At 64.4% G+C, this 21,714-nt stretch carries 20 protein-coding genes; 3 read left to right on the top strand and 17 right to left on the bottom strand.

The features are described 5' to 3' along the window. Positions 1-12 precede the first annotated feature (12 nt). The 4 genes from recG to RGUI_RS00275 all read right to left on the bottom strand — a co-directional run bounded on the left by recG (position 13) and on the right by RGUI_RS00275 (position 5,415). A complete protein-coding gene (recG, locus tag RGUI_RS00290) occupies positions 13-2,103 on the bottom strand; it encodes an ATP-dependent DNA helicase RecG (RefSeq protein WP_081531223.1) in 2,091 nt (696 codons plus the stop codon). After that, positions 2,100-4,223, bottom strand: coding sequence for an NAD-dependent DNA ligase LigA (gene ligA, locus RGUI_RS00285; RefSeq protein ID WP_081531222.1), 2,124 nt, complete (start codon positions 4,221-4,223; stop codon positions 2,100-2,102). The genes recG and ligA overlap by 4 nt, the downstream gene beginning before the upstream one ends. An 80-nt stretch (positions 4,224-4,303) precedes the next feature. Next, complete coding sequence (ctrA, locus tag RGUI_RS00280; RefSeq protein ID WP_081531221.1) at positions 4,304-5,017, bottom strand: response regulator transcription factor CtrA; 714 nt, start codon at positions 5,015-5,017, stop codon at positions 4,304-4,306. A gap of 119 nt (positions 5,018-5,136) precedes the next feature. Beyond that, the gene (locus tag RGUI_RS00275; protein ID WP_081531220.1) at positions 5,137-5,415 is read right to left on the bottom strand and encodes a DUF1153 domain-containing protein; all 279 of its coding nucleotides are present in this window, start codon (positions 5,413-5,415) and stop codon (positions 5,137-5,139) included. A gap of 127 nt (positions 5,416-5,542) precedes the next feature. Here RGUI_RS00275 and mnmA point away from each other — a divergent pair, with 127 nt between their 5' ends. Beyond that, complete coding sequence (gene mnmA / locus RGUI_RS00270; protein ID WP_081531219.1) at positions 5,543-6,691, top strand: tRNA 2-thiouridine(34) synthase MnmA; 1,149 nt, start codon at positions 5,543-5,545, stop codon at positions 6,689-6,691. Positions 6,692-6,694: 3 nt separating this feature from the next. On the opposite strand, the gene lpxB is transcribed toward mnmA, so the two are convergent. The 13 genes from lpxB to pyrH form a co-directional block, all read right to left on the bottom strand. Next, entirely contained in the window at positions 6,695-7,870 is a 1,176-nt protein-coding gene (gene lpxB / locus RGUI_RS00265) for a lipid-A-disaccharide synthase (protein ID WP_081535897.1), read from the bottom strand. Further along, the gene (locus RGUI_RS00260) at positions 7,867-8,706 is read right to left on the bottom strand and encodes an LpxI family protein (protein WP_081531218.1); all 840 of its coding nucleotides are present in this window, start codon (positions 8,704-8,706) and stop codon (positions 7,867-7,869) included. The genes lpxB and RGUI_RS00260 overlap by 4 nt, the downstream gene beginning before the upstream one ends. Continuing rightward, complete coding sequence (gene lpxA / locus RGUI_RS00255; RefSeq protein WP_081531217.1) at positions 8,703-9,497, bottom strand: acyl-ACP--UDP-N-acetylglucosamine O-acyltransferase; 795 nt, start codon at positions 9,495-9,497, stop codon at positions 8,703-8,705. Before lpxA ends, RGUI_RS00260 begins: the two co-directional genes overlap by 4 nt. Positions 9,498-9,502: 5 nt before the next feature. Beyond that, complete coding sequence (fabZ, locus tag RGUI_RS00250; RefSeq protein WP_081531216.1) at positions 9,503-9,973, bottom strand: 3-hydroxyacyl-ACP dehydratase FabZ; 471 nt, start codon at positions 9,971-9,973, stop codon at positions 9,503-9,505. Positions 9,974-10,063: 90 nt separating this feature from the next. Continuing rightward, on the bottom strand, positions 10,064-10,720 hold the full coding sequence (locus RGUI_RS00245; RefSeq protein WP_081531215.1) for an OmpH family outer membrane protein: 657 nt from the start codon (positions 10,718-10,720) through the stop codon (positions 10,064-10,066). After that, positions 10,674-12,995: an outer membrane protein assembly factor BamA gene (bamA, locus tag RGUI_RS00240; RefSeq protein WP_081531214.1), complete on the bottom strand. Its 2,322-nt coding sequence runs from the start codon at positions 12,993-12,995 to the stop codon at positions 10,674-10,676. The genes RGUI_RS00245 and bamA overlap by 47 nt, the downstream gene beginning before the upstream one ends. A gap of 125 nt (positions 12,996-13,120) precedes the next feature. Beyond that, positions 13,121-13,258 carry a hypothetical protein gene (locus RGUI_RS21645; protein WP_172841043.1) on the bottom strand — a complete coding sequence of 46 codons (138 nt, stop codon included), beginning with the start codon at positions 13,256-13,258 and terminating at the stop codon, positions 13,121-13,123. A gap of 75 nt (positions 13,259-13,333) precedes the next feature. Continuing rightward, positions 13,334-14,680, bottom strand: coding sequence for an RIP metalloprotease RseP (gene rseP, locus RGUI_RS00235; protein ID WP_081531213.1), 1,347 nt, complete (start codon positions 14,678-14,680; stop codon positions 13,334-13,336). A 19-nt stretch (positions 14,681-14,699) separates the two neighbouring features. After that, positions 14,700-15,881 (bottom strand): 1-deoxy-D-xylulose-5-phosphate reductoisomerase, encoded by a 1,182-nt coding sequence (gene dxr / locus RGUI_RS00230; protein ID WP_081531212.1) that lies wholly within the window; start codon positions 15,879-15,881, stop codon positions 14,700-14,702. 6 nt (positions 15,882-15,887) lie between these two features. Continuing rightward, a complete protein-coding gene (locus tag RGUI_RS00225) occupies positions 15,888-16,682 on the bottom strand; it encodes a phosphatidate cytidylyltransferase (RefSeq protein ID WP_081531211.1) in 795 nt (264 codons plus the stop codon). Continuing rightward, positions 16,682-17,428: a polyprenyl diphosphate synthase gene (gene uppS / locus RGUI_RS00220; protein ID WP_081531210.1), complete on the bottom strand. Its 747-nt coding sequence runs from the start codon at positions 17,426-17,428 to the stop codon at positions 16,682-16,684. Before uppS ends, RGUI_RS00225 begins: the two co-directional genes overlap by 1 nt. Before the next feature lie 14 nt (positions 17,429-17,442). Next, positions 17,443-18,012 carry a ribosome recycling factor gene (frr, locus tag RGUI_RS00215; protein WP_081531209.1) on the bottom strand — a complete coding sequence of 190 codons (570 nt, stop codon included), beginning with the start codon at positions 18,010-18,012 and terminating at the stop codon, positions 17,443-17,445. A 44-nt stretch (positions 18,013-18,056) separates the two neighbouring features. Next, a complete protein-coding gene (pyrH, locus tag RGUI_RS00210) occupies positions 18,057-18,794 on the bottom strand; it encodes a UMP kinase (protein WP_081535896.1) in 738 nt (245 codons plus the stop codon). Between the two features lie 91 nt (positions 18,795-18,885). Between pyrH and miaA the strand changes: the two genes are divergently transcribed. Then, complete coding sequence (gene miaA, locus RGUI_RS00205; protein ID WP_081531208.1) at positions 18,886-19,761, top strand: tRNA (adenosine(37)-N6)-dimethylallyltransferase MiaA; 876 nt, start codon at positions 18,886-18,888, stop codon at positions 19,759-19,761. A 263-nt stretch (positions 19,762-20,024) separates the two neighbouring features. After that, the gene (locus RGUI_RS00200) at positions 20,025-21,674 is read left to right on the top strand and encodes an ABC transporter substrate-binding protein (protein ID WP_081531207.1); all 1,650 of its coding nucleotides are present in this window, start codon (positions 20,025-20,027) and stop codon (positions 21,672-21,674) included. Positions 21,675-21,714 lie beyond the last annotated feature (40 nt).

The raw sequence follows: 21,714 nt of genomic DNA, 5'->3' as shown, positions 1-21,714 counted from the left end.
TGAAAACCGGCGTCAGCCGACCTTGATCAACCCGATCGCCCGGTCCTGTTCCATCAGCCACAAGAGCACCCGCACCGCCTGCCCCCTTGCGGTTTCAAGCGCCGGATCGTCGTTCAGCAGCTTGCGCGCATCCGACTGGGCCAGCGCCATCAGCGCGCTTTGCCGTTCCAGATCGGCGATGCGGAACCTGGGCAGCCCCGATTGCGCGGTCCCGATCAGATCGCCCGCCCCACGCATGGCCAGGTCCTCCTCGGCGATGCGAAAGCCGTCTTCGGTTTCGCGCAGGATCTCCAGCCGCCGCCGCCCGCCCTCGGTCAGGGGTGGCTGGTACATCAGCAGGCAGGTCGACGCCGCCGCACCGCGCCCCACCCGGCCCCGCAACTGATGCAACTGGGCCAGCCCGAAGCCCTCTGCCCGTTCGATCACCATGATGGAGGCGTTGGGGACATCCACCCCTACCTCCACCACCGTGGTGGCGACCAGCACGGCGGTCTCTCCCCGCTGGAACCGGGCCATCGCGGCGTCCTTTTCACCGGGGGGCATCTGGCCATGCACCAGCCCGACATGGTCTTCGCCCAGCACCGCGCGCAGGCGTTTGAACCGTTCCTCCGCCGCGGTCAGGTCCAGCACCTCGGATTCTTCGACCAAGGGGCAGACCCAGTACGCCTGCCGTCCCTGGGCAATCGCGCCGCGCAGATGTTCCACCACCTCGTCGATCCGGCCCATCGAGACCAGCGCCGTCTTGACCGGCGTGCGCCCCGGCGGTTTTTCGTCCAGAACCGAGACATCCATGTCGCCATAACTGGCCAGCGCAAGGCTGCGCGGGATCGGCGTGGCGGTCATCACCAGAACATCCGCGCCGCGCCCCTTGGCCGACAACTCCATCCGCTGTGCCACGCCGAAACGGTGCTGTTCGTCCACGATGGCCAGCCGCAGGTCGTGGAAGGCGACATCCTTCTGGAACACCGCGTGGGTGCCCACGAGGATCCGGATATCGCCCGCCGCCAAAGCCCCCAGCTTGGCGCGCCGCTCGGCCCCCTTGTCGCGACCGGTCAGGATCTCCAACACCACGCCCGCGCTTTCGGCCAGCGGTTGCAGGTTCGCCAAATGCTGCCGGGCGAGGATCTCGGTCGGGGCCATCAGCACGCCCTGCCCCCCGGCCTCCACCGCGACAAGAAGCGCCATGAAGGCGACCAGCGTCTTGCCGGCCCCAACATCGCCCTGCAACAGCCGGTTCATCCGGCGGGGCTGGGCCATGTCCGCGGCGATCTCCTCCATCGCGCGTCTCTGCGCGCCGGTCGGGGCAAAAGGCAAATCCGACAGCACCTTTTCGCGCAAGCGGCCATCGCCCTGACTGACCTGCCCCTTGCCGCGCCGCTGGGTCTTGCGGGCAAGCGCAAGGGTCACCTGATGTGCGAACAACTCGTCATAGGCCAGACGCTGACGCGCGGGCGCGGTCGGGGCGATTTCATGGGGGCTGAGCGGGGTATGGGCCGCGGTCAGGGCCGCCTTCCAGTCGGGCCAGCCCTCGCGCGCGCGCAGCGGCGGATCGATCCATTCCGGCAATTCGGGCAGGCGTTCCAAGGCCGACTGAACCGCCCGCGTCATCGTGCGCAGCGTCACCCCCGCGGTGAGGGGATAGACCGGTTCGAAATCGGGGATCGTGTGAGCCTCTTCCACCGGCAGGACATGATCGGGATGGACGATCTGCGCCATGCCGTCGAAAATTTCGACCTTGCCCGAGACAACCCGGCGCCCGCCTTCGGGCAGCAGGCGGCGCAGATAATCAGCGCGGGCATGGAAGAACACGAGCGTGAAGGCGGTTTCGGCATCCTGCACCTGCACGCGATAGGGGCGCCCGGCGCTGCGGGGCGCCTGATGCTGGCCCACCACGACCTCAACGGTGGAGACCTCTCCCGCCGGCACAGCGCGGATCGTGGCCCGGCGCCGCCGGTCGATGCCGGTATGGGGCAAGGTGAAGAGCAGATCGCGGGGCTTTTCGATCTCGATCCGCGACAGCAGCTTGGCGGTCTTCGGGCCGACCCCGTCCAGCTTTTCCAAGGCGCCGAACAGGGGGAACAGGATGTCGGGCCGGCCGCTCATGCGCCGATCAGGGCCAGCCACGCGTCCTCGTCGATGGTCTCCACCCCCAGATCCTGGGCTTTCTTCGCCTTTGATCCGGCCCCGGGACCGGCCACTACAAGGTCGGTCTTTTTCGAGACGGACCCGGCGACCTTCGCCCCCAACGCCTCTGCCCGCGCCTTGGCCTCTGCCCGTGTCATCTTTTCAAGCGTCCCGGTAAAGACCACGGTCTTGCCCGCGACGGGGCTGTCGACCTGCCCGCGGGGTTGCGCCGGTTCGACGGTCAGGTGGGCGACCAGACGGTCGATGGAGTTACGTTCCGCAGTCTGGTGGAACGCGGTCACCAGCGACTCCGCCATCACCTTGCCGACCCCGTCGATGGAGATCAGGTTCTCCCATTCCGGGCCGTCATCCACCTGCGCATTGGTCATCGCACTCTCAAACGCGTCCCATGTCAGGTAGTTACGGGCCAGAAGGTCCGCAGCACTTTCGCCCACATGGCGGATCCCCAGCGCGAAGATCAGCCGGTCGAGCGGGATGGTGCGCCGTGCCTCGATCGCTGCGAAAAGGTTGGTGGCCGATTTTTCGCCCCAGCCGTCGCGGTTCTTCAGTTTCGATACGCTCTGCGCATCCCGTTCGGCCAGGGTGAAGATATCCGCCGGTTCCCGGATCGGCAGGACCTCATCGCGATAGAACATCTCCACCTGTTTCGCGCCCAGCCCCTCGATATCAAACGCCCCGCGGCTGACGAAATGCTTCAGCCGTTCCACCGCCTGCGCGGGGCAGATCAGACCACCGGTGCAACGACGAACGGCGTCGCCCTCTTCCCTTATCGCCTCCGACCCGCATTCGGGGCATGTGGCGGGGAAGGCATAGGGCTGCGCGCCCTCTGGCCGTTTCGACAGGTCCACATCGGCCACCTTGGGGATCACGTCGCCCGCGCGATAGACCTGCACCCAGTCGCCTTCGCGGATATCCTTGCCGCCGCGGATCTCGCTGCCCTTGGCATCACGGCCGGCGATGTAGTCCTCGTTATGCAGGGTGGCGTTCGACACCACGACACCACCAACCGTCACGGGCGTCAGCCGCGCCACCGGCGACAGAGCCCCGGTGCGGCCCACCTGAATCTCGATCCGCTCCAGCCGCGTCCAGGCCAGTTCGGCAGGGAACTTATGGGCCAGCGCCCAGCGGGGGGTGGTGGAGCGGAAGCCAAGCCGGTCCTGCAAGGACAAATCGTCCACCTTGTAGACCACCCCGTCGATGTCGTAGCCCAGCGTCGCGCGGCGCTGTTCGATCCCGGCATAATGGGCCAGCATCTCCTCCGGACCGTTGCAGAGCTTCGTCAGCGGGTTGGTCTGGAACCCCAGCGCGGCCAGCCGTTCGATTGCGCCCATCTGTGTATCGGCCAGCGGCGCGGACAGCACGCCCCAGCCATAGGCGAAGAACCGCAACGGACGCGCGGCGGTGATCGACGGGTCAAGCTGCCGCAAGGACCCCGCCGCCGCGTTGCGCGGATTGGCGAAGGTCTTGGCGCCAGCATCCGATTGCCGCGCGTTCAGCGCCTCGAAATCCGCATGGGCCATATAGACCTCGCCCCGCACCTCCAGAATATCGGGTGCGCCGGTCAGGCGTTCGGGAATGTCGGCGATGGTGCGGGCATTGGCGGTGACGTTTTCACCGACCTCCCCGTCGCCGCGGGTTGCGGCCTGCACCAGGTCGCCGCCTTCATAGCGCAGGCTGAGCGACAGGCCGTCGATCTTTGGTTCGGCGGTGTAAAGCAGCCCGGCGTCCTCGGTCAGACCAAGATAGCGGCGGATGCGGGCATCGAAATCGGCGATCTCTTCGCCGTCGAACGCGTTTTCCAGCGACAACATGCGCCGCGCGTGCCGGACCTTGGAAAACCCTTCGGCCGGTTCTGCACCGACCTTTTCCGACGGGCTGTCGGCGCGTTTGAGATCGGGAAAGCGCGCCTCGATCTCGGCATTGCGCCGCTTCAGCGCGTCGTAGTCCGCGTCGGAAAGGACCGGCGCGTCCTTGCGGTGATAGGCGTCGTCCGCCTCTGCCAGCCGCCGGGCCAGATCGGCCAACTCGGCGCGGGCCTCGTCTACGTTGAGTTTTTCGACCGGAATGTCGGACGTCATGTCATCCCCCCGCGGCAGCCCCAGTCATGTGATAGGGGCGCCTTGGGCGGATTTCCAGCGTCGTCGTGCGTCGGCGTGCCTTACGCCCCGAGCGCGATATTGCCCGGCATCTGATCGGGCTCAGGGTCCCGCAGCACATAGCCCCGGCCCCAGACGGTCTCGATATAGGTTTCGCCACCGGTGGCCTGGGCGAGCTTCTTGCGCAGCTTGCAGATGAAGACGTCGATGATCTTCAGTTCCGGCTCGTCCATCCCGCCGTAAAGATGGTTGAGGAACATCTCCTTGGTCAGGGTCGTGCCCTTGCGCAGGCTCAGAAGCTCCAGCATCTGGTATTCCTTGCCGGTCAGGTGCACCGGCTTGCCTTCCACCTCGACCGTCTTGGCGTCGAGATTGACCTCGATGCTGCCGGTCCGGATGACCGACTGGGCATGGCCCTTGGACCGGCGGATGATGGCGTGGATGCGGGCGACCAGCTCTTCCCGATGGAACGGCTTGGTCATGTAATCGTCGGCGCCAAAGCCGAAGCCCTTGATCTTGTTCTCGGTATCGGCGGCACCGGACAGGATCAGGATCGGGGTTTCAATGCGCGCAAGCCGAAGCTGGCGCAAAACCTCGTGCCCGTTCATGTCGGGCAGGTTGAGATCCAGTAGGATCAGGTCGTAGTCATAGAGCTTGGCAAGGTCGACACCTTCTTCGCCAAGATCGGTCGTGTAGACGTTCAGGTTGGCATGGGTGAGCATCAACTCGATGCTCTTGGCCGTGGTCGGGTCGTCTTCGACTAAAAGTACGCGCATCGTGCTGGTCTCCGATTGCTCATCGAACGTTAGGGAAGCTTGACGAAGAATAGTTAACTTCGCCTTACCTTAACAAAGACCTTAACAGTTACAATCGAAGGTTGTCCATATTTTTCAATTCAGGGTTGTCTGAACTGCTTCAGGGACGTGACTTTCAGGCCATTCAACCCATGATCGCGGACCGCGCGTTTCCAACTGTCCAGTTCCTCACCCGACAGCGAATAGCGTTCCAGCGCTTCTTCCTGGGTAATCAATCCGGCGGCCACGGCCTTGACCACGGCGGCCTTTCGGCTGGCCACCCAGCGGCGGGTGTCGACCGGCGGCAGATCGGCCCGTGACATGGTGCTGCCATCCGGCAGCGAGACGGTACGCGGTCCGTCGATACGTTTCAGAAACATGCTCGTATTTCCCTCTTCAGGATGGCCAGAGGTTGGCCTTTCGTGCTTAAGAGGGGGTGAAGGCAGGACTTGAGAGTATCTTGCATTTTCTTATATTCTCCAAGACTTGCACGCTGGAGTTCACACGATGGCCAATGCCGAATCCGCCCCGACGCTCAATTCCCTGGGCTTTGCCAAACCGGCAGCCGAGACCCGTGTTCTGGTGGCGATGTCCGGAGGGGTCGATAGTTCCGTCGTGGCCGCACAACTGGCGGAAGAAGGGTACGATGTCATCGGCATCACGCTGCAGCTTTACGATCACGGGGCGGCGCTGGCGAAGAAGGGGGCGTGCTGTGCAGGGCAGGATATCCACGATGCCCGGCGTGTGGCCGAACGGGTCGGTTTTCCGCATTACGTCCTTGATTACGAGACCGCGTTTCGCGATGCGGTGATCGAGGAATTCGCCGACAGCTATCTGGCCGGTGCGACGCCGGTGCCCTGTATCCGCTGCAATGAAAGGGTGAAGTTTCGCGATCTTCTGGAAACCGCAAAGGATCTGGACGCCGATTGCATGGCCACCGGGCACTATATCCAGCGCAAACTTGGCCCGAATGGCCCGGAACTGCACTGCGCAACTGATTCGGCGCGCGACCAGTCCTATTTCCTGTTTTCCACCACGCCCGAACAATTGGACTACCTGCGTTTCCCCTTGGGTCACTTGCCTGACAAGACTGCGACTCGCAGACTGGCGGCGAAATACGGCCTTCCTGTGGCCGACAAGCCGGACAGCCAGGATATCTGCTTCGTGCCAGAGGGGAATTACGCCTCGGTCATCGAGAAGCTGCGCCCCGGCGCGGTCGAGGCCGGAGAGATCGTTCATGCCGATGGCCGTGTGCTGGGAACCCATGACGGCGTGATCCACTACACCATCGGACAGCGCCGGGGCCTTGGCATCGGCGGGCTGGCAGAGCCGCTTTACGTCGTGCGACTGGACGTGGAGACCCGGCAGGTTGTCGTCGGCCCGAAAGAGATGCTGGCCAGCCGGCGCGTTCCGGTGCGCGAGGTGAACTGGCTGGGCGATGCGGCCCTTGCCTCTCGCGAGACCTGGGATGTCTCGGTCAAGATCCGCTCCACCCGGCCGCCGCGCGCCGCGGTGCTGCGGCCACTGTCGGACACCGAGGCCGAAGTCGAATTGCTGGACCCCGAGGAAGGGGTCAGCCCCGGACAGGCCTGCGTATTCTACGAAAGCGGCGGCACGCGGGTGCTGGGCGGCGGGTGGATCTGGAAGGGGCGGTAGGTATCACTCCGCCGCCAACCCCTCCAGCACCGCGCGGGCCGCACGCAGGCCCGGGGCCTCTCCGCCCTGCCCCAGCCGTGTCATGGTCAGGCGGGCGGCGTCGCGCTGGGCGGTGCGGGCGGTGTCGTCCTCCATCAACCCCGCCAGCGCCGCACCGATGGGGCCGGGTTTGCAGGCCGCACCCAGAAACTCCGGCACGGCGCGGGTTTCACTGACGATATTGACCAGCGTCACCGTATCCAGCCGCAGCATCCGCCCGATGATCTTCCGGCTGAGCCAGTTCATGTCATAGGCGATGACCATCGGCACGCCATTGGCCGCCAGTTCCAGCGACACCGTGCCCGATGCCGCCAGCGCCGCATCCGCCGCGGCAAAGGCCGCGCGTTTCTCGGCCGCTGCAACCTCTGCCGATTGTCCCCGCGGGTCGAGCAACACCGGCGCGCCGGGCCAACCCTCGATCAGCCGGGCAACGTCTGCCGCCACGGCCGGGGCCGCGGGCACCACAACCCGAGCGGAGGGGTGCCGCGCCAAGACCTCCTGCAAGGCCTGCCCGAAGATCGGGGCAAGACGGGCGACTTCGCCCGCACGCGATCCCGGCAGGGCAAGGATCAGCCGGGTATCGGACGCGATTCCGTGGGCGGCCCGGAACGCGGCGGCCTGTTCGGGCGAGGCAAGGGGTTCGGCAACCACCGGGTGACCGACGAAATCGCAGCGCATCCCCTCGGCCTCCATATAGGTTGGCTCGAATGGGAAAAGCGCCAGCACCTGATCGATGACCTCCGCCATCTTCGCGGCGCGCTGCGGACGCCACGCCCAAACGGTGGGGGCGACGTAATGCACCGTTCGGATGGGACTGGCCGCCTTCACCCGGCGCGCCACGCGCAGACCGAAATCGGGGCTGTCGATGGTGATCAGCGCGTCAGGCTGCATCGCGACGACCGCGTCGGCGCATTGGGCGATCCGGCGCATCAGGGCGCGATAGCGCGGCAACACCTCCGCGATGCCCATCACCGACAATTCGTCCATCGGGAACAGGCTGTCCAAACCTTCGGCCTGCATCAGCGGCCCGCCGACCCCGTGGAACTCAACCCCTGGTGACAACGTCTTCAACCCGGCCATCAGCGCGCCGCCCAATGCATCGCCGGAGGGTTCCCCCGCGATCAGGAACAGCCGCGTCACGGGCGCCGGACCCACAGGAACAGGCCAAGCTCATCAGCCAAGGCGCGGGCCTTCTCCGGTTCCAGCACAAGAACGCCGTCGGCTTCGATCACCACGCCCGCCAGACCGGCCCGGTGCGCGGCCTCAACCGTGGCGGGACCAATGGTGGGCAGGTCGACCCGCCGGTCCTGTCCCGGCTTGGGGCCCTTGAAGAACACGCCGCGAGGTCCTGCCGGGTCGGGTCGGCAGGCGCCCGCCACCTCGGCCACCCAGTCCAGCATCGCATCGGTGCCGGGCAGCGTTTCCACGGCAAGGCACAGCCCTTGCGCAACCACCGCCCCCTGCCCGATATCGGCTGCCCCCAGCTTGGCAACGATGTCGGCCGCCCGCGCCGCGTCCCGTTCGTCGGCAGCGCCCGGTGCAGTGGCCGTCAGCACGCCCGCCTCCGGCAGCAGGTCCGGCGCAATGGCATCGGCACCGACGACGGTAAAGCCGTCATCCTCGAACAGCGCGATGACGGCCCGCAGGGTCGCATCGTCGCCCTGCCCCAACATCGGCAGGATCTTCGGCAACAGCATCGCGGTTTTCGGGTCGATCCGTTCGGGCTCCAGCCGCGGACGGGTGACGGCGCCGGCCATCGCGACGCGGGTCATGCCGCGGTCATGCAAGAGATCGAAGAGGATCGCCAGGCGTTCCAGCGCGAAGGTCTCGACCGGCAATCCCTCGGGGTTGTCCATCTCGAACCCCTCGATCTGCGCGATCAGGAAGGGCGCGCCCGAGGCTGCGAGCGCCCGGGCCAGATGGGCGGGCAACGCCCCGCGCCCGGCGATCAGGGCCGTTCCGACGGCACCCGTCATGGGGTCAGGAACGACCGGTCGGAGTCGGCCATCACGAATTCAACCATCTCGCGCACATAAGGACTGTCGGTCTCTTCCGCCAGTTTGCGCGCCTTGTCCTGAAATGTGCCGTCGCCGTCTGCCAGCACCTTGAACGCCGCACGAAGCGCCGAGATATCGGCCCGGTCGACGCCGCGCCGCTTCAGCCCCACAAGGTTCAGCCCGTCAAGCACGCCGCGCGGCCCCTGCACCAGCCCAAACGGGATCACGTCATTGGTGACCATCGTCACCGCGCCGATGATCGCCCCGTGGCCGATGCGCACCCATTGGTGGATGCCGGACAGCCCGCCGATGATGACGTCGTCGCCGATGACGCAATGTCCGGCCAGCGCCGAGTTGTTCACCATGATCACACGGTCGCCCACCTGCGCGTCATGGGCGACATGGGCACCGGTCATGAACAGGCAATCGTCGCCCACGCGGGTCACGCCGCCGCCGCCCTCTGTCCCGGTGTTCATGGTGACGCCTTCGCGAATGCGGTTGCGTTTGCCCACGACAAGCCGGGTCTCCTCGCCCCGGTATTTCAGGTCCTGCGGCACGTCGCCGATATTGGCGAAGGGAAAGATCACCGTTTCTTCGCCGATCTCGGTCAGGCCGGTCACCACCACATGGCTCTTGACCTCGACCCCCGGCGCAAGAGTGACCTTGGGCCCGATGACCGAGAACGGGCCAACGCACGCCCCGGCCCCGATTTCGGCTCCGTCCTCGACAATCGCCGAGGGGTGGATCTGCGCGTTGGGATCGACGCCCATTCGCCTTACTCCCCGGGCAGGTCCATCATGGCGGTAAATTCGGCCTCGGCCGCCAGTTCGTCCCCGACCATGGCGCGGCCCTCGAACTTCCAGATCTTCACCTTCTTGGATCCGCCCCGCTTGACGGTGACATGCAGTTCAAGAACGTCGCCGGGTTTGACCATGCGGCGGAACTTGCATTTGTCGATGGCCATGAAATAGACGAGGAATTCTTCGTCGACGAAACCCTGCGACACCCCCACCATGACGGCCGCGGTCTGGGCCATGGCCTCGACGATGGTGATGCCGGGCATGATCGGATTGCCGGGGAAATGGCCCTGGAAATGCGGCTCGTTCATCGTGACGTTCTTGATGCCGATGGCACTCTGGTTCGGCACGATCTCTTTCACACGGTCGACCAGCAGGAACGGGTACCGATGCGGGATGATCCGCTGGATCAACTGGATGTCTGCTTCCTCGACGGGTCCCTCGGTCATACCGCGTATCTCCTTGCCACTCCTCGCAGGCGGACTGTCCGCCTCCGTCGTCGGGAGTAGCAACTCCCCCGGCCCGAGACAAGCGCCGCCCTAATCGGGCAGCGCACCGTCGCCCTGTGGCATGGGCGCGCCCTCGTCTTCGGTTGCGCCTTCGCCTTGATCGACCCCGGCAAGCCGCGCATCGATCAGGGCAATCGCCGCGTCTGTGATATCCACCTGTTCGGCCGACAGAAGAACGGCCCCCCGTTCAAGCACGACAACCGCCTGCCGTGCCCGAACAAGTTCGGCGACGATTGGCATCGCCTTGCGGAAAAAGTCCTGCTGATCGCTCTCACGCCGCTGGGTCAGCGCCCGCGCCTTGGCATCCTGTTCGCGGCGAATGGCAACGACCTTGGCATCGAAGGCTTCGGCCAGCGCGCGGAATTCGTCGGCGGGCAGGGTCGGGCGCTGCTCGGTCAGCGAGCGTTCCTCATCGGTCAATTCCGCTTCGATCCGCCGGTTTTCAGCGGCAAGCTTGGCCGTATCGACCTCCAGCGCCTTCAGGATCGCCTGTCCGGTCCGGCTTTCCGCGAACAGCCGCTCCCGCTCGATGGTCAGGATCGGGCTTCGAAGCGGAACGGCGACGTCCTGCGCCGCGGCGGGCAGCGCAGTCAGCGTCAGACAGATCAGCAGCGCGATCCGTACAAGCAGGGAATGACGGTCAGAACTGGGTCGAGATCGTGAACTCGAAATTCTGTTCCTTGTCATAGTCTTCCTTCTGCACCGCTTCGGAGAAGTTGAACCGCAACGGTCCGATGGCGGTATCCCAGAAGATCGAGAAGCCGATCACGCTGCGCAGTTTGAAACTGTCATCGACATTGCCCGGCGCATCAAGCCCCCAGACGCTGCCGAAATCGGCGAAGACACCGCCGGTGATCCCGTATTCCTCGGGCAGGCCGATGGGGAATTCGGCCTCCAGCCGGGCCACCGCGAAGTAGTTGCCGCCCAGTGCATCCTCATCATCGGCCGTAAGATCCCGCGGCCCGAGACCGTTACCGTCGAAGCCGCGCATCTTGCCATTGAGGAAATAGCGGTCGGTCACACGGCTGTTGCGGTTGCCCATCATCGACAGCACGCCGCCCTCAAGCTCTGCACGGATCGTCACCTCTTCGGCCATGATCAGCTTTTGCAGTCCGATCAGGGCCGATGTTTCGATGAATTCCTGGTCGCCACCAACCCCGGCATAGTCCTGGCCAAAGCGGAAGACAAAGCCCTGATTGGGATCAAGTCCGCCGCGACGGGTGTCGTAGCTGTAGACATAGCCGATCTTGGAAAAGGTCAGTGCCTCTTCGGCGGCCTCTGCAGCGACGATCGTCGAGTTTCCCTGATAGTTGTGCAGCGTGTTTTCGCCAATCGTGTAGGCAAGACGCAGGCGCGAGAACTCTGAAATCGGGAATTCGAGCGAGGGCGAGATCGAAAGCGAGCGCGTGTCGTAATTTGCGTCGAACTGGCCGTTCGTCTCGGCATATCGCGCGGAAAACCCGAACCGCACGTCCCGCCCAAGGAAGGCCGGTTCGGCAAAGATCAGCTGCGATTTGGAGTTGTCGGTCCCGGTATCGATCCGGAAGTTGAGATACTGCCCGCGACCGAGGAAGTTCGTCTCGCTGAAGGCGATGGCCGCGCCCGCGCCATAGGTGCCCGAATAGCTCAGACCGAAGGAGAGCGACCCGGTGGGCTGTTCCTCGACATCCACGTCGACAATCATCCGGTCGGGCGACGTGCCTTCCCGGGCCGTGACCTCGGCATTGGCGAAGAAGCCAAGCGCGCGAATACGGTCGGCGGCCTCACGGATCTCGCGCGGGTTGAACGGGTCGCCCTCGACCGAGCGGAACTGCCGCCGGACCACACGGTCAAGCGTCGTGACGTTGCCCTCGATATCGATCCGTTCCACGAACAGGCGCGGCCCGCGGACAAGCGCGAATTCCACATCCAGCGTCAGGTCCCGGTCGTTCCGGGTCACGCGCGGATCGATCCGCACGAAGTTCAGGCCCTTGCGCGTCGCCAGACGCTCCATCCGGGCGATGGTCGATTCGATGCCGAGCGGTGAATAGGTTCCCCCGCCCCGGATCTGGATCACGTCCTGGAATTCTGCCGGGTCGATGTCGGGCAGATCGGAAACAGTCGAGATGTTGCCGTATTTGAACTGCTGCCCTTCACGGATGTTGAACGTCAGCAGATAGGCATCGCGGTTCCGGGTCAGTTCCGGCGTGACGGACAGCACCTGGAAATCGATATAGCCGCGGGACATGTAAAAGTCCGACAGCACCTGCTTGTCGAATTCGATCCGGTCGGCAACGAAGGTGTCCGAACGGATGAAACGGCGCAGAAGGCCGGCCTGCTTGGTCGACAGGGCACGGCGCAGGCGACGTTCGGAAAACGCACGGTTGCCGACGAAGGAAATCCGCTCGATCTCGACAATCGCGCCTTCCCGGATCTCGAACACAAGGTCGACACGGTTGTCCGAGCGGCGGATGATCTTCGGCGTCACGCTGGCGGCCAGTTGCCCCAGTTGTTCATAGGCCTTCACGATCTCGGCGGCATCGGCCTCCGCCATGCTGGGCGAATAGACCCGGCGCGATTTCGACTGGACGATCTGCGCCAGATTCTCGTCCTTGAGCCGTCGGTTGCCTTCGAAGTTGATGACGTTGATCGTGGGATATTCCCGGACATTCACAACAAGGGTCGATCCGCGCGGCTTGAGTTCCACGAATTCGAAAAGGCCGCTGTCGGAAATCCGTTGATATGCGTCGTTCAGACGCGCGGCGGAAACCGTCTCTCCGCGCGCGATTCCGGCATAGCTAAGGATTGTCGAGGCATCGACGCGTTCGTTGCCCGATACCTGGATGCCGGTGAACCGGTAGGTTTGCGCCTGTGCAGCGGTGGGGAAAGCCCCTGAACCCGCCGCAAACACTACGAACAGAGCCACAACAAGCCACAGGCCTGCCCCAGCCTTATCCCGCAAACGAAGGTTCCCGATTGCCATTCTGCCACCCCGAAAAAGCGTCCTGCCTTGAGCAGGTGCTAGCGGGAACGGCAGCCATTGTCAAAAGGGCTTGGTTATTTGGGGCCGGGGCGTTGCCTTCGCCCCACGGGCGGGGGACAGCCCCGTCAAACCGTGGCGAAATGTGCCCCGATCACCAGCGCCGCGCCGATGGCGGACGGCACCAGAATTCGGTCGCCATTCACCTCCAGCAAAAGCTTCAGGCCAAGATACCCGTCCTGAATCGTTCGAACCGCCTGTGTCATGGTCGCATTCCCCTCTGGTCGGCTACCCGAACAGGTTAGGCCGCGATCCTGTCGGAAGTTTGGCGAAACGGTGGATCAGGGGCAAAACAGATCGTTGGACAGGGCAAAGACCATCAGCGCCAAAATCAACGCAAGACCGGCCGTCATCAGGAAACGCATGACCCGCTCGCCGGGTTGGCGCCCGGTGACGGCTTCGTAGGCGTAGAAAACCAGATGGCCGCCATCCAGCACTGGCACCGGGAACAGGTTCAGCAGCCCCACAGCGGCCGACAGCATGGCGATGAACCACACGAAACTCGACAACCCCTGGCTCGCCGCCGCACCGGAGCTTTCGGCGATGCCGATCGGCCCGGACAGGTTGCACGAACTGATTGCGCCCGTGACCATGTGATACAGCGCCGACAGGCTGGAGCGCACGATCATCGTCAACTGGTCCACACCGTAATTCAGTGCCTCAAGCGGGCCGGGCAAACGCGTTTCGGGTTCGAACGCCAGACCACCGGTCATGCCGATCAGCCAGCGTGTCTCGAACCCGCCATCGGCGGTCGGCAAATCCATCCGGCGCGGCGTCATCTCGAATGCCAGCGTCTCGCCGTCGCGCCAGACCGAAAGGGCGACCGGTTCGCCTTTCGACGTTCCGATGATCTCCTGCAACTCCGAGAAGGAGTTGATCGGCTGCCCGTTGATGGCGGTCACCACGTCGCCTTCCTTCAGCCCGGCATCATGGGCCGCCGATTGCGGCTGAATGGATGTCGCGATGGCCGGGAACGGATAGGGCCCAACGGCCTCGGTCTCGGTGCCGTCCCTCAGCACGCGGTAAACGGCGTCCTCTTCCGGGGAAAGTGCGTCGACGGCAGCGTAGAATTCCGTGAAATCCGGTGTCTCCCGCCCGTTCAGGGCAAGGATCGTATCGCCGTCGCGAAGTTCGGCCTGCTGGACGCTGGCCGGCGGAAGCTGGGCAAGCTTGCCCACGGTCGGCGGCTCTACCGCGACGCCGCTGGCAAAGGCCAGCACCCCGAAGACAAGCACGGAAAGGATGAAGTTGAAGACCGGTCCTGCCGCAACCGTCAGCGTCCGCGCCCACAATGGCGCACCATGCATGGTGTGGCGGAGGGTTTCGGCATCCATCTGCGCCATCGCGCCCCCGGCCTTGGCGCTGGCCGCGTTGGAATCGCCCAGGAACCGCACGTAACCACCCAGCGGAAGGGCGGCGATCTGCCATTGCGTCCCGCGCCGGTCTTGCCGCGAAAACAGCACCGGCCCGAACCCCAGCGAGAAGACTTCCGCATGGATGCCGGTCCAGCGCCCGACGATATAGTGCCCGTATTCATGAACGGCGACGATGATCGACAGGGCGATGACGAAGGCAGCGACGGTGAATGCCGCGCTCCCGAAAGACGGAATCAAAGAGACAAGATCCAAAAAAACAGCCTTCTTGCGACTAGTGCTCTAGCGTTGCGACCACACGGGCGGCCTCTTCCCGTGCCAAATGGTCCACATGGAGCACATTCTCAAGGCTGATTTCGGTATTTGTGAGGCCACCGTCGCGGGAAAGGGCTTCAAGAACCGCCTCAACCACCTGCGACATCTGGGTAAATTTGATCTGACGGCCAAGAAATGCGTCAAGCGCCGCCTCCTTGGAGGCATTGAAGGCCGCGCCCGTAAGACCGCCCGCCGCCATCACCTCGCGCGCAAGGCGCAGCGCGGGCCAGCGCGTTTCGCAAGCGGCGCGGAAGTTCAGTTGGCCGAGTTCCACCAGGTCGAGGCGGGCAACCGGAAGATCGGCCCGGTCGGGCCAGTTCAGCGCATAGCCGATGGCATGGCGCATATCCGGCGCGCCCAGATGCGCCATCAGCGCCCCGTCGCGGAACCCGACCAGCGCGTGGATCATCGATTCCGGGTGAACGACGGCGTCGATCTTTTCGGGCGCGATGCCGAAATATTCCTTGGTCTCAATCAGCTCCAGCGCCTTGTTGAACATGGATGCGCTGTCGACCGTGATCCGCTGACCCATCGCCCAGTTCGGATGCGATGACGCCTGTTCGGGGGTCGCCTTTTCCAGATCCTCGATCGGCCAGTCGCGGAAGGCGCCGCCCGAGGCGGTGATGACAACCCGTTCGACCGCGTCGATGTCTTCCCCCACCAGAGCCTGGAATACGGCGGAATGTTCGCTGTCCACGGGCAGGATACGGGTCTTGTGCTGTTCGGCCGTTGCCAGCAACAGCGGCCCGGCGGTGACGAGGCTTTCCTTGTTGGCCAGCGCGAGCGTCGTGCCATGCTTGAGCGCGCGCATGCCGGGCACGAGCCCCGCGGCCCCCACGATGGACGACATGATCCAGTCGGACGGACGATCAGCGGCCTCGACCAGCGCCTCCGGCCCCGCGGCGGCCTCAACACCCGATCCGGCAAGCGCCGCCTTCAGGTCGTCATAGCATTCCGGATAAGCGGTGACGGCCAGATCGGCCTGCAAGTCGCGGGCCTGTTCGGCCAGCCGCGCGATATTGCGACCACCGGACAGCGCGACGACGTCGTAGCTCTCGGGCCCACCCTGCCGGGTCAGAAGGTCGATGGTGTTTTCACCGATCGAGCCGGTGGCGCCGAAAACCGTGATCCGCCGTCGCATTAGCTGTCAGAACCTCACTACGGGCACATAAACCAGTTGGGCGACCAGCAGCATGAACAGCGCGGCGCCCAGAAGACCGTCGAACCTATCGAACAATCCGCCATGGCCCGGCAAGAGCGAAGAACTGTCTTTCACGCCAACGCGGCGTTTCAACGCGCTTTCGGCAACGTCGCCCATCTGGCTGGCCAGCGACAGCAGCATGGAAATCCAGGGCAGATCCGTGCCCGCATTGGTGAAGGTCAGGAAGATCAGCCCGATCAGCATCGCGGCGAACCAGCCACCCAGCGTGCCTGACCACGTCTTCTTGGGGCTGACGCGCGGCCAGAATTTCGGCCCACCGATGAACCGGCCCGCGAAATAGCCGGCGATATCGGTGGCAATCACCACCAGCACCAGCCAGATCAACCACACCATCCCGTGTTCGGAGCGGAAACTGGCAAGACCGTAACCGGCCACAAGGATCGCCAGCGCGAAAACAACGAACAGCGTCCGGTCCGCCGCCACACGGCGGCCACCGTAAAGCGCCGGAACAGCCAGCAGAGGCAAGGCCAGATAGACCGGCAATAGCCACGCGATGAAGACGCTTACACCGGATGCCCATGCCAGCACCTTGGCAAGCTCGCCAGCCGCGCCCGGTTCGACCATCCGGGTCAGTTCCCAGATCATCACGCCGCTGACCACGGCTGCGAGTGCTGCGAACCAGAACCCGCCAAGGGCAATCGCGACGATTCCGACCACGGCCATGGCCGCCCCGGTCCACAACCGGGCTTTCAGGTCGCTCCACGAACCAGACGACGCCATCAGGCTTTCACCGCCCCGTAGCGTCTTTCCCGTGCCCCGAAATTCGAGACGATCTCGGCAAAGTGGTCCGCGGTAAAATCGGGCCATAGGACGGGCGAGAATTCATATTCCGCATAGGCCGACTGCCAGAGGAGGAAGTTGGATATCCGCGCCTCGCCGCTGGTGCGGATCACCAGATCGGGGTCAGGCAGCAGACAGGTGTCGAGAAAGCTGGCCAGCGTTTCGGCATCCACATCCTCGGGGTCGAGCCGACCGGCCGCAACTTCCCGGGCCAGCCGCTGCGTCGCCCGGGCAACCTCGTCCCGGCCGCCATAGTTGATCGCCACGGTCAGGTTGAGCAGCTCGTTGCCCGCGGTCAGTTCCTCAAGCGCATGCATCATGTCGACAAGCTTCGGCTCCAGCCGGTCGCGATCCCCGATGAAACGCACGCGAACGCCGGCTTCCAGCAGGGCCTGTGCCTCTTTCTGGATGTAGCGGCGGAAGAGGTTCATCAACCCGCTGACCTCGGCCTGGGTGCGGCGCCAGTTCTCGGTCGAGAAGGCAAAGACGGTCAGGTAGCGGATGCCAAGGTCGGGGCATGCTTCGACGATTTCCCGCACCCGGCGCACGCCCGCCTGATGGCCGAACAGGCGGGGCCGGCCGCGCATCTGCGCCCATCTCCCGTTGCCGTCCATGATGACGGCAACATGGGTCGGTCCCATGAAGTTCGTGTCTTTCGCGGCCACGCGGCCCCCTTTCCGACCCATGAGATCCGACAGCGTCAGACCTGCATGATTTCCTTTTGCTTGTGCTCCAGCGCCTTGTCGATGTCGGCGATGTGCGTGTCGGTCAGTTCCTGAATTTCGTCATGCCAGATCTTGTTGTCATCTTCGCTCATGCCCGCGGCCTTGGCCTTTTTCAGGTGTTCCATGCCATCGCGGCGCACATTGCGCACGGCGACGCGGGCCTGTTCGGCATATTGCGCGGCGACCTTGGTCAGTTCCTTGCGTCGCTCCTCGTTCAACTCCGGGATCGGCAGCATGATGATCGTGCCGTTGGTCTGCGGGTTGATCCCCAGACCGGACTCCATGATCGCCTTTTCGACCTTGGAAACCAGCGATTTGTCCCAGACATTGATGGTCACCATCCGCGGTTCGGGCACGTTCACGGTCCCGACCTGGTTGATCGGCGTGGGGGAACCATAGGCATCGACCGTCACCGGGTCGAGCATGCTGGCCGAGGCACGACCGGTGCGAAGCGACGCGAATTCGTGCTTCAGCGCCGCCATCGCGCCGTCCATCCTGCGTGCGAGATCGTCGAGATCGATTTCCAAATCGTCTTCTTCCGCCATGGTCTTGTCTCTTCTCGTTATTGGCGTCTTTAGTTGCTATAACGCTAACCGTGCACGATTGTATAGGTGCCTTGCCCCGCTAGAATGCCGCGGAAGCCGCCCGGCTCATCAAGGCTGAAAACGATGATCGGAAGGTCGTTGTCCCGGGCCAGAGCGATGGCGGATGCGTCCATGACCTTGAGGTTTTTCTGAAGCACATCGTCATAGGTGATGTCGGGATACCGGACGGCATCAGAGAACTTCTTGGGGTCCTTGTCATAGACGCCGTCCACCTTCGTGCCCTTGAAGATCGCCTCGCACGCCATTTCGTTGGCGCGCAGCGTGGCCGCGGTATCGGTGGTGAAGTAGGGGTTGCCGGTCCCGGCCGCGAAGATGATGACGCGGTTCTTTTCCAGATGACGCACGGCGCGGCGCCGGATGTAGGGTTCGGCCACCTCGTCCATGCGGATCGCCGTGATCACCCGGCAGAAGACACCCATGCCCTCCAGCGCCGACTGCATGGCAAGCGCGTTCATCACCGTGGCAAGCATGCCCATATAGTCGGCGGTCGTGCGCTCCATCCCCTGTGCGCTGCCCTGAAGGCCGCGAAAGATGTTGCCGCCCCCGATCACCATGCAGATCTGCACGCCCAGGTCGCGGACGCTTTTCACCTCTTCGGCGATGCGCTGCACGGTGGGCGGATGCAGGCCGAAGCCCTGGTCCCCCATCAGCGCTTCGCCCGAGATTTTCAGCAGTACGCGCTTGTAGGCGACCGGCGGTTGATTGGCGCTGCCCTCGCTCATATGGATCATTCCCGATTTACATCTCTTGCCCTGGCGGCAAAATGTCGGAAAACCAGCCCGGTTTCAACGCCCATAAAGGGACCTTGTGCAGATGAAGATCCCATCGCTCGACCCCTCGCGCCATGTCCTGCTTGCAGGTCCGACGGCCAGCGGGAAATCGGCCATCGCGATGGAGATTGCCGAGCATACCGGCGGGACGATCGTCAACGCCGACGCGCTTCAGGTCTTTGCGGGGTGGCGGGTTCTGACCGCGCGCCCGACGCCGGAGGACGAAGCCTGCGTGCCGCACCGTCTTTACGGCCATGTGCCCTTCGACGGCGACTATTCGGTCGGTCAGTGGTTGCGCGACGTAAAACCCCTGCTCGACAGCGGGGCGCGGCTGATCTTCGTTGGCGGGACGGGGCTCTATTTCACCGCGCTGACCGAGGGTCTGGCCGAAATCCCGCCGACGCCGCCCGAGGTCCGCGCGGAAGCCGACCAGCGCATGGCCGCCGATGGCCCCGCACCGATGCTGGCCGATCTCGACCCCGCAACGGCGGACCGGATCGACCGGCAGAACCCCGTTCGGATCCAGCGCGCGTGGGAAGTGCAGCGCACCACCGGCCGCGGGCTGGCCAGTTGGCAGGACGAGACGCCGCCACCGTTGTTGCCGCTGGCCGATGCCCAGCCGCTTGTGCTGGAGGCCGACCGCGACTGGCTGAACGACCGGATCGATATGCGGTTCGAACGTATGGTGGAAACCGGCGCCTTGGCCGAGGTTCGTGCCAACCTGCCCCGCTGGAACCCTGCTGCCCAGTCCGCGCGGGCCATAGGGGCGGCGGAACTGGTCGCCCATGTGCGGGGCGAAATGACCCTGAAAGAGGCGAAGGCCGCCGCCAAGACCGCCACCCGGCAATATGCGAAGCGGCAGCGCACGTGGTTCCGCTCTCGCCTTGGCGAATGGCCGCGGCTGACGGTCGGCAGGTGAGCGTCCCCGCAGCGGGCCACACCGCCGCAGGCAACGTGCCGGATCAGGGCCAGCTTTCGGTTGCAACGCAGCAAAATGTCGTTTTTGGTAAGGGCGAATGTCGTTTTCGATCCAGAAGACGCTTCGGAGTTTCATCCGCGCCGGTCGCGCGGAATAGTGGACGTAAGAAAGCGATGGCTGATGCAGATCCGACGGGCGCATGTGGCGCAGGGCCGGTTCTGGCAGAGGCACCCAGGCTTTCAGACGAAACAGGGAGTGACCGAATGACCAGACCCACCCGTCCCAGCGCGCGGACCCACCCGGCGGCAGAAATGTACGCCGACGAACACCGCCAAGGCCTTATCAGCCGCCGGGAGTTTCTGGCCCGCGCGACGGCGCTGGGCGTTGCGGTTCCCGCCGCCTATGGCCTGATCGGCCTGCAGGCCCCGGCCCGGGCGCAGGCAAAGCCGCAGATGGGCGGCACCCTGCGCATCCAGATGAGCTGCCGTGAACTGAAGGACCCGCGCACCTATGACTGGTCGGAGATGGCGCACCAGACCCGCGGCACGATCGAGTATCTGGTCGAGACCGGCCGCGACAACACCCTGCACGGCATGCTTCTGGAAAGCTGGAGCGCCAATGACGACGCCACGGAATACACGATGAACATCCGCAAGGGCGTGACGTGGAACGATGGCACCGACTTCACCGCAGAGGATGTCGCCGCCAATATCATCGGCTGGTGCGACACATCGGTCGAGGGCAACTCCATGGCGTCCCGCATGGCGACCCTGATCAAGGACGGTCAGGCCGCCGATGGCGCGGTGGAGATCGTGGACAGCCACACCGTCAAGCTGAAACCGCTCAGCCCGGACGGGACGATCATGTTCGGCATGGCCGACTATCCGGCAGCGGTCGTTCCCAAGGACAAGATCGGGCAGGCCCTGACCGACCACGGCATCGGCACCGGCGCCTACATGATCGAGGAGCTGAAGGTCGGCGAGAAATGCGTTCTGGTGAAGAACCCGAACCACACATACTGGGGCGAGGCTTGGCTCGACCGGGTGGAATTCCTCGACTACGGCACCGATCCCTCCGCATGGCTGGCCGGCGCGGATGCCGATGAATTCGACATGACCTATGAAACGGTGTCAGAGTTCGTGGGCATCTTCACCGCAATCGGCTGGGTCGAAAGCGAAGTCGGCACCTCCTCCACCGTGGTCATCCGGCCGAACCAGGAGACCGAGGTCGACGGCATGAAACCCTATGCCGATGTCCGGGTGCGCCGGGCGTTGGCCCTGGCCGTCGACAACGCGGTGCCACTCGAACTCGGCATCTCTGGCCTTGGCATCCAGTCGCGCAACAACTGTCATGTCGCGCCGGGCATCCATGTCGACTATGCCGAGATCCCGGCCCACGAAAAGAATGTAGAGGAAGCCCGCCGCCTGATGGAAGAGGCCGGGATGATGGATTACGAGCATGAGCTTGTGTCCATCGACGACGACTATCGCAAGAACACCACCGATGCCGTGGCCGCGCAACTGCGCGACGCGGGCTTCAAGGTCAAGCGGACCATCATGCCGGGATCGACCTTCTGGCAGGACTGGACGAAATACCCGTTCTCCTCGACCAACTGGAACCACCGGGAAACCGGAATCCAGCTTTTGAACCTCGCCTACCGGTCCACGGCGGCGTGGAATGAAACGGGCTTCCGCTCGGCCGAGTTCGACGCGCTGCTCGACCAGGCGACGGCGATTGCCGACAATGAATCCCGCAAGGCCGTCATGGCCAAGCTGGAACAGATGATGGTCGACGAAGGCGTGGCGATCATTCCCTATTTCCGCTCGCTTTACCGCCACTACAAGGACGGGGTTGTCGGGGCAGAGATGCACCCGAAATACGAGATCAACGTCCACCACCTTGGCTGGGCGTAAGGCCTGCACATCCTGCTGCCCGGGGGCGTCCCAAAACGCC

Source organism: Rhodovulum sp. P5, assembly GCF_002079305.1.
Lineage (GTDB): Bacteria > Pseudomonadota > Alphaproteobacteria > Rhodobacterales > Rhodobacteraceae > Rhodovulum.
Note: the sequence above shows the minus strand (reverse complement) of the source record. Positions and strands in the feature narration are given on the sequence as shown.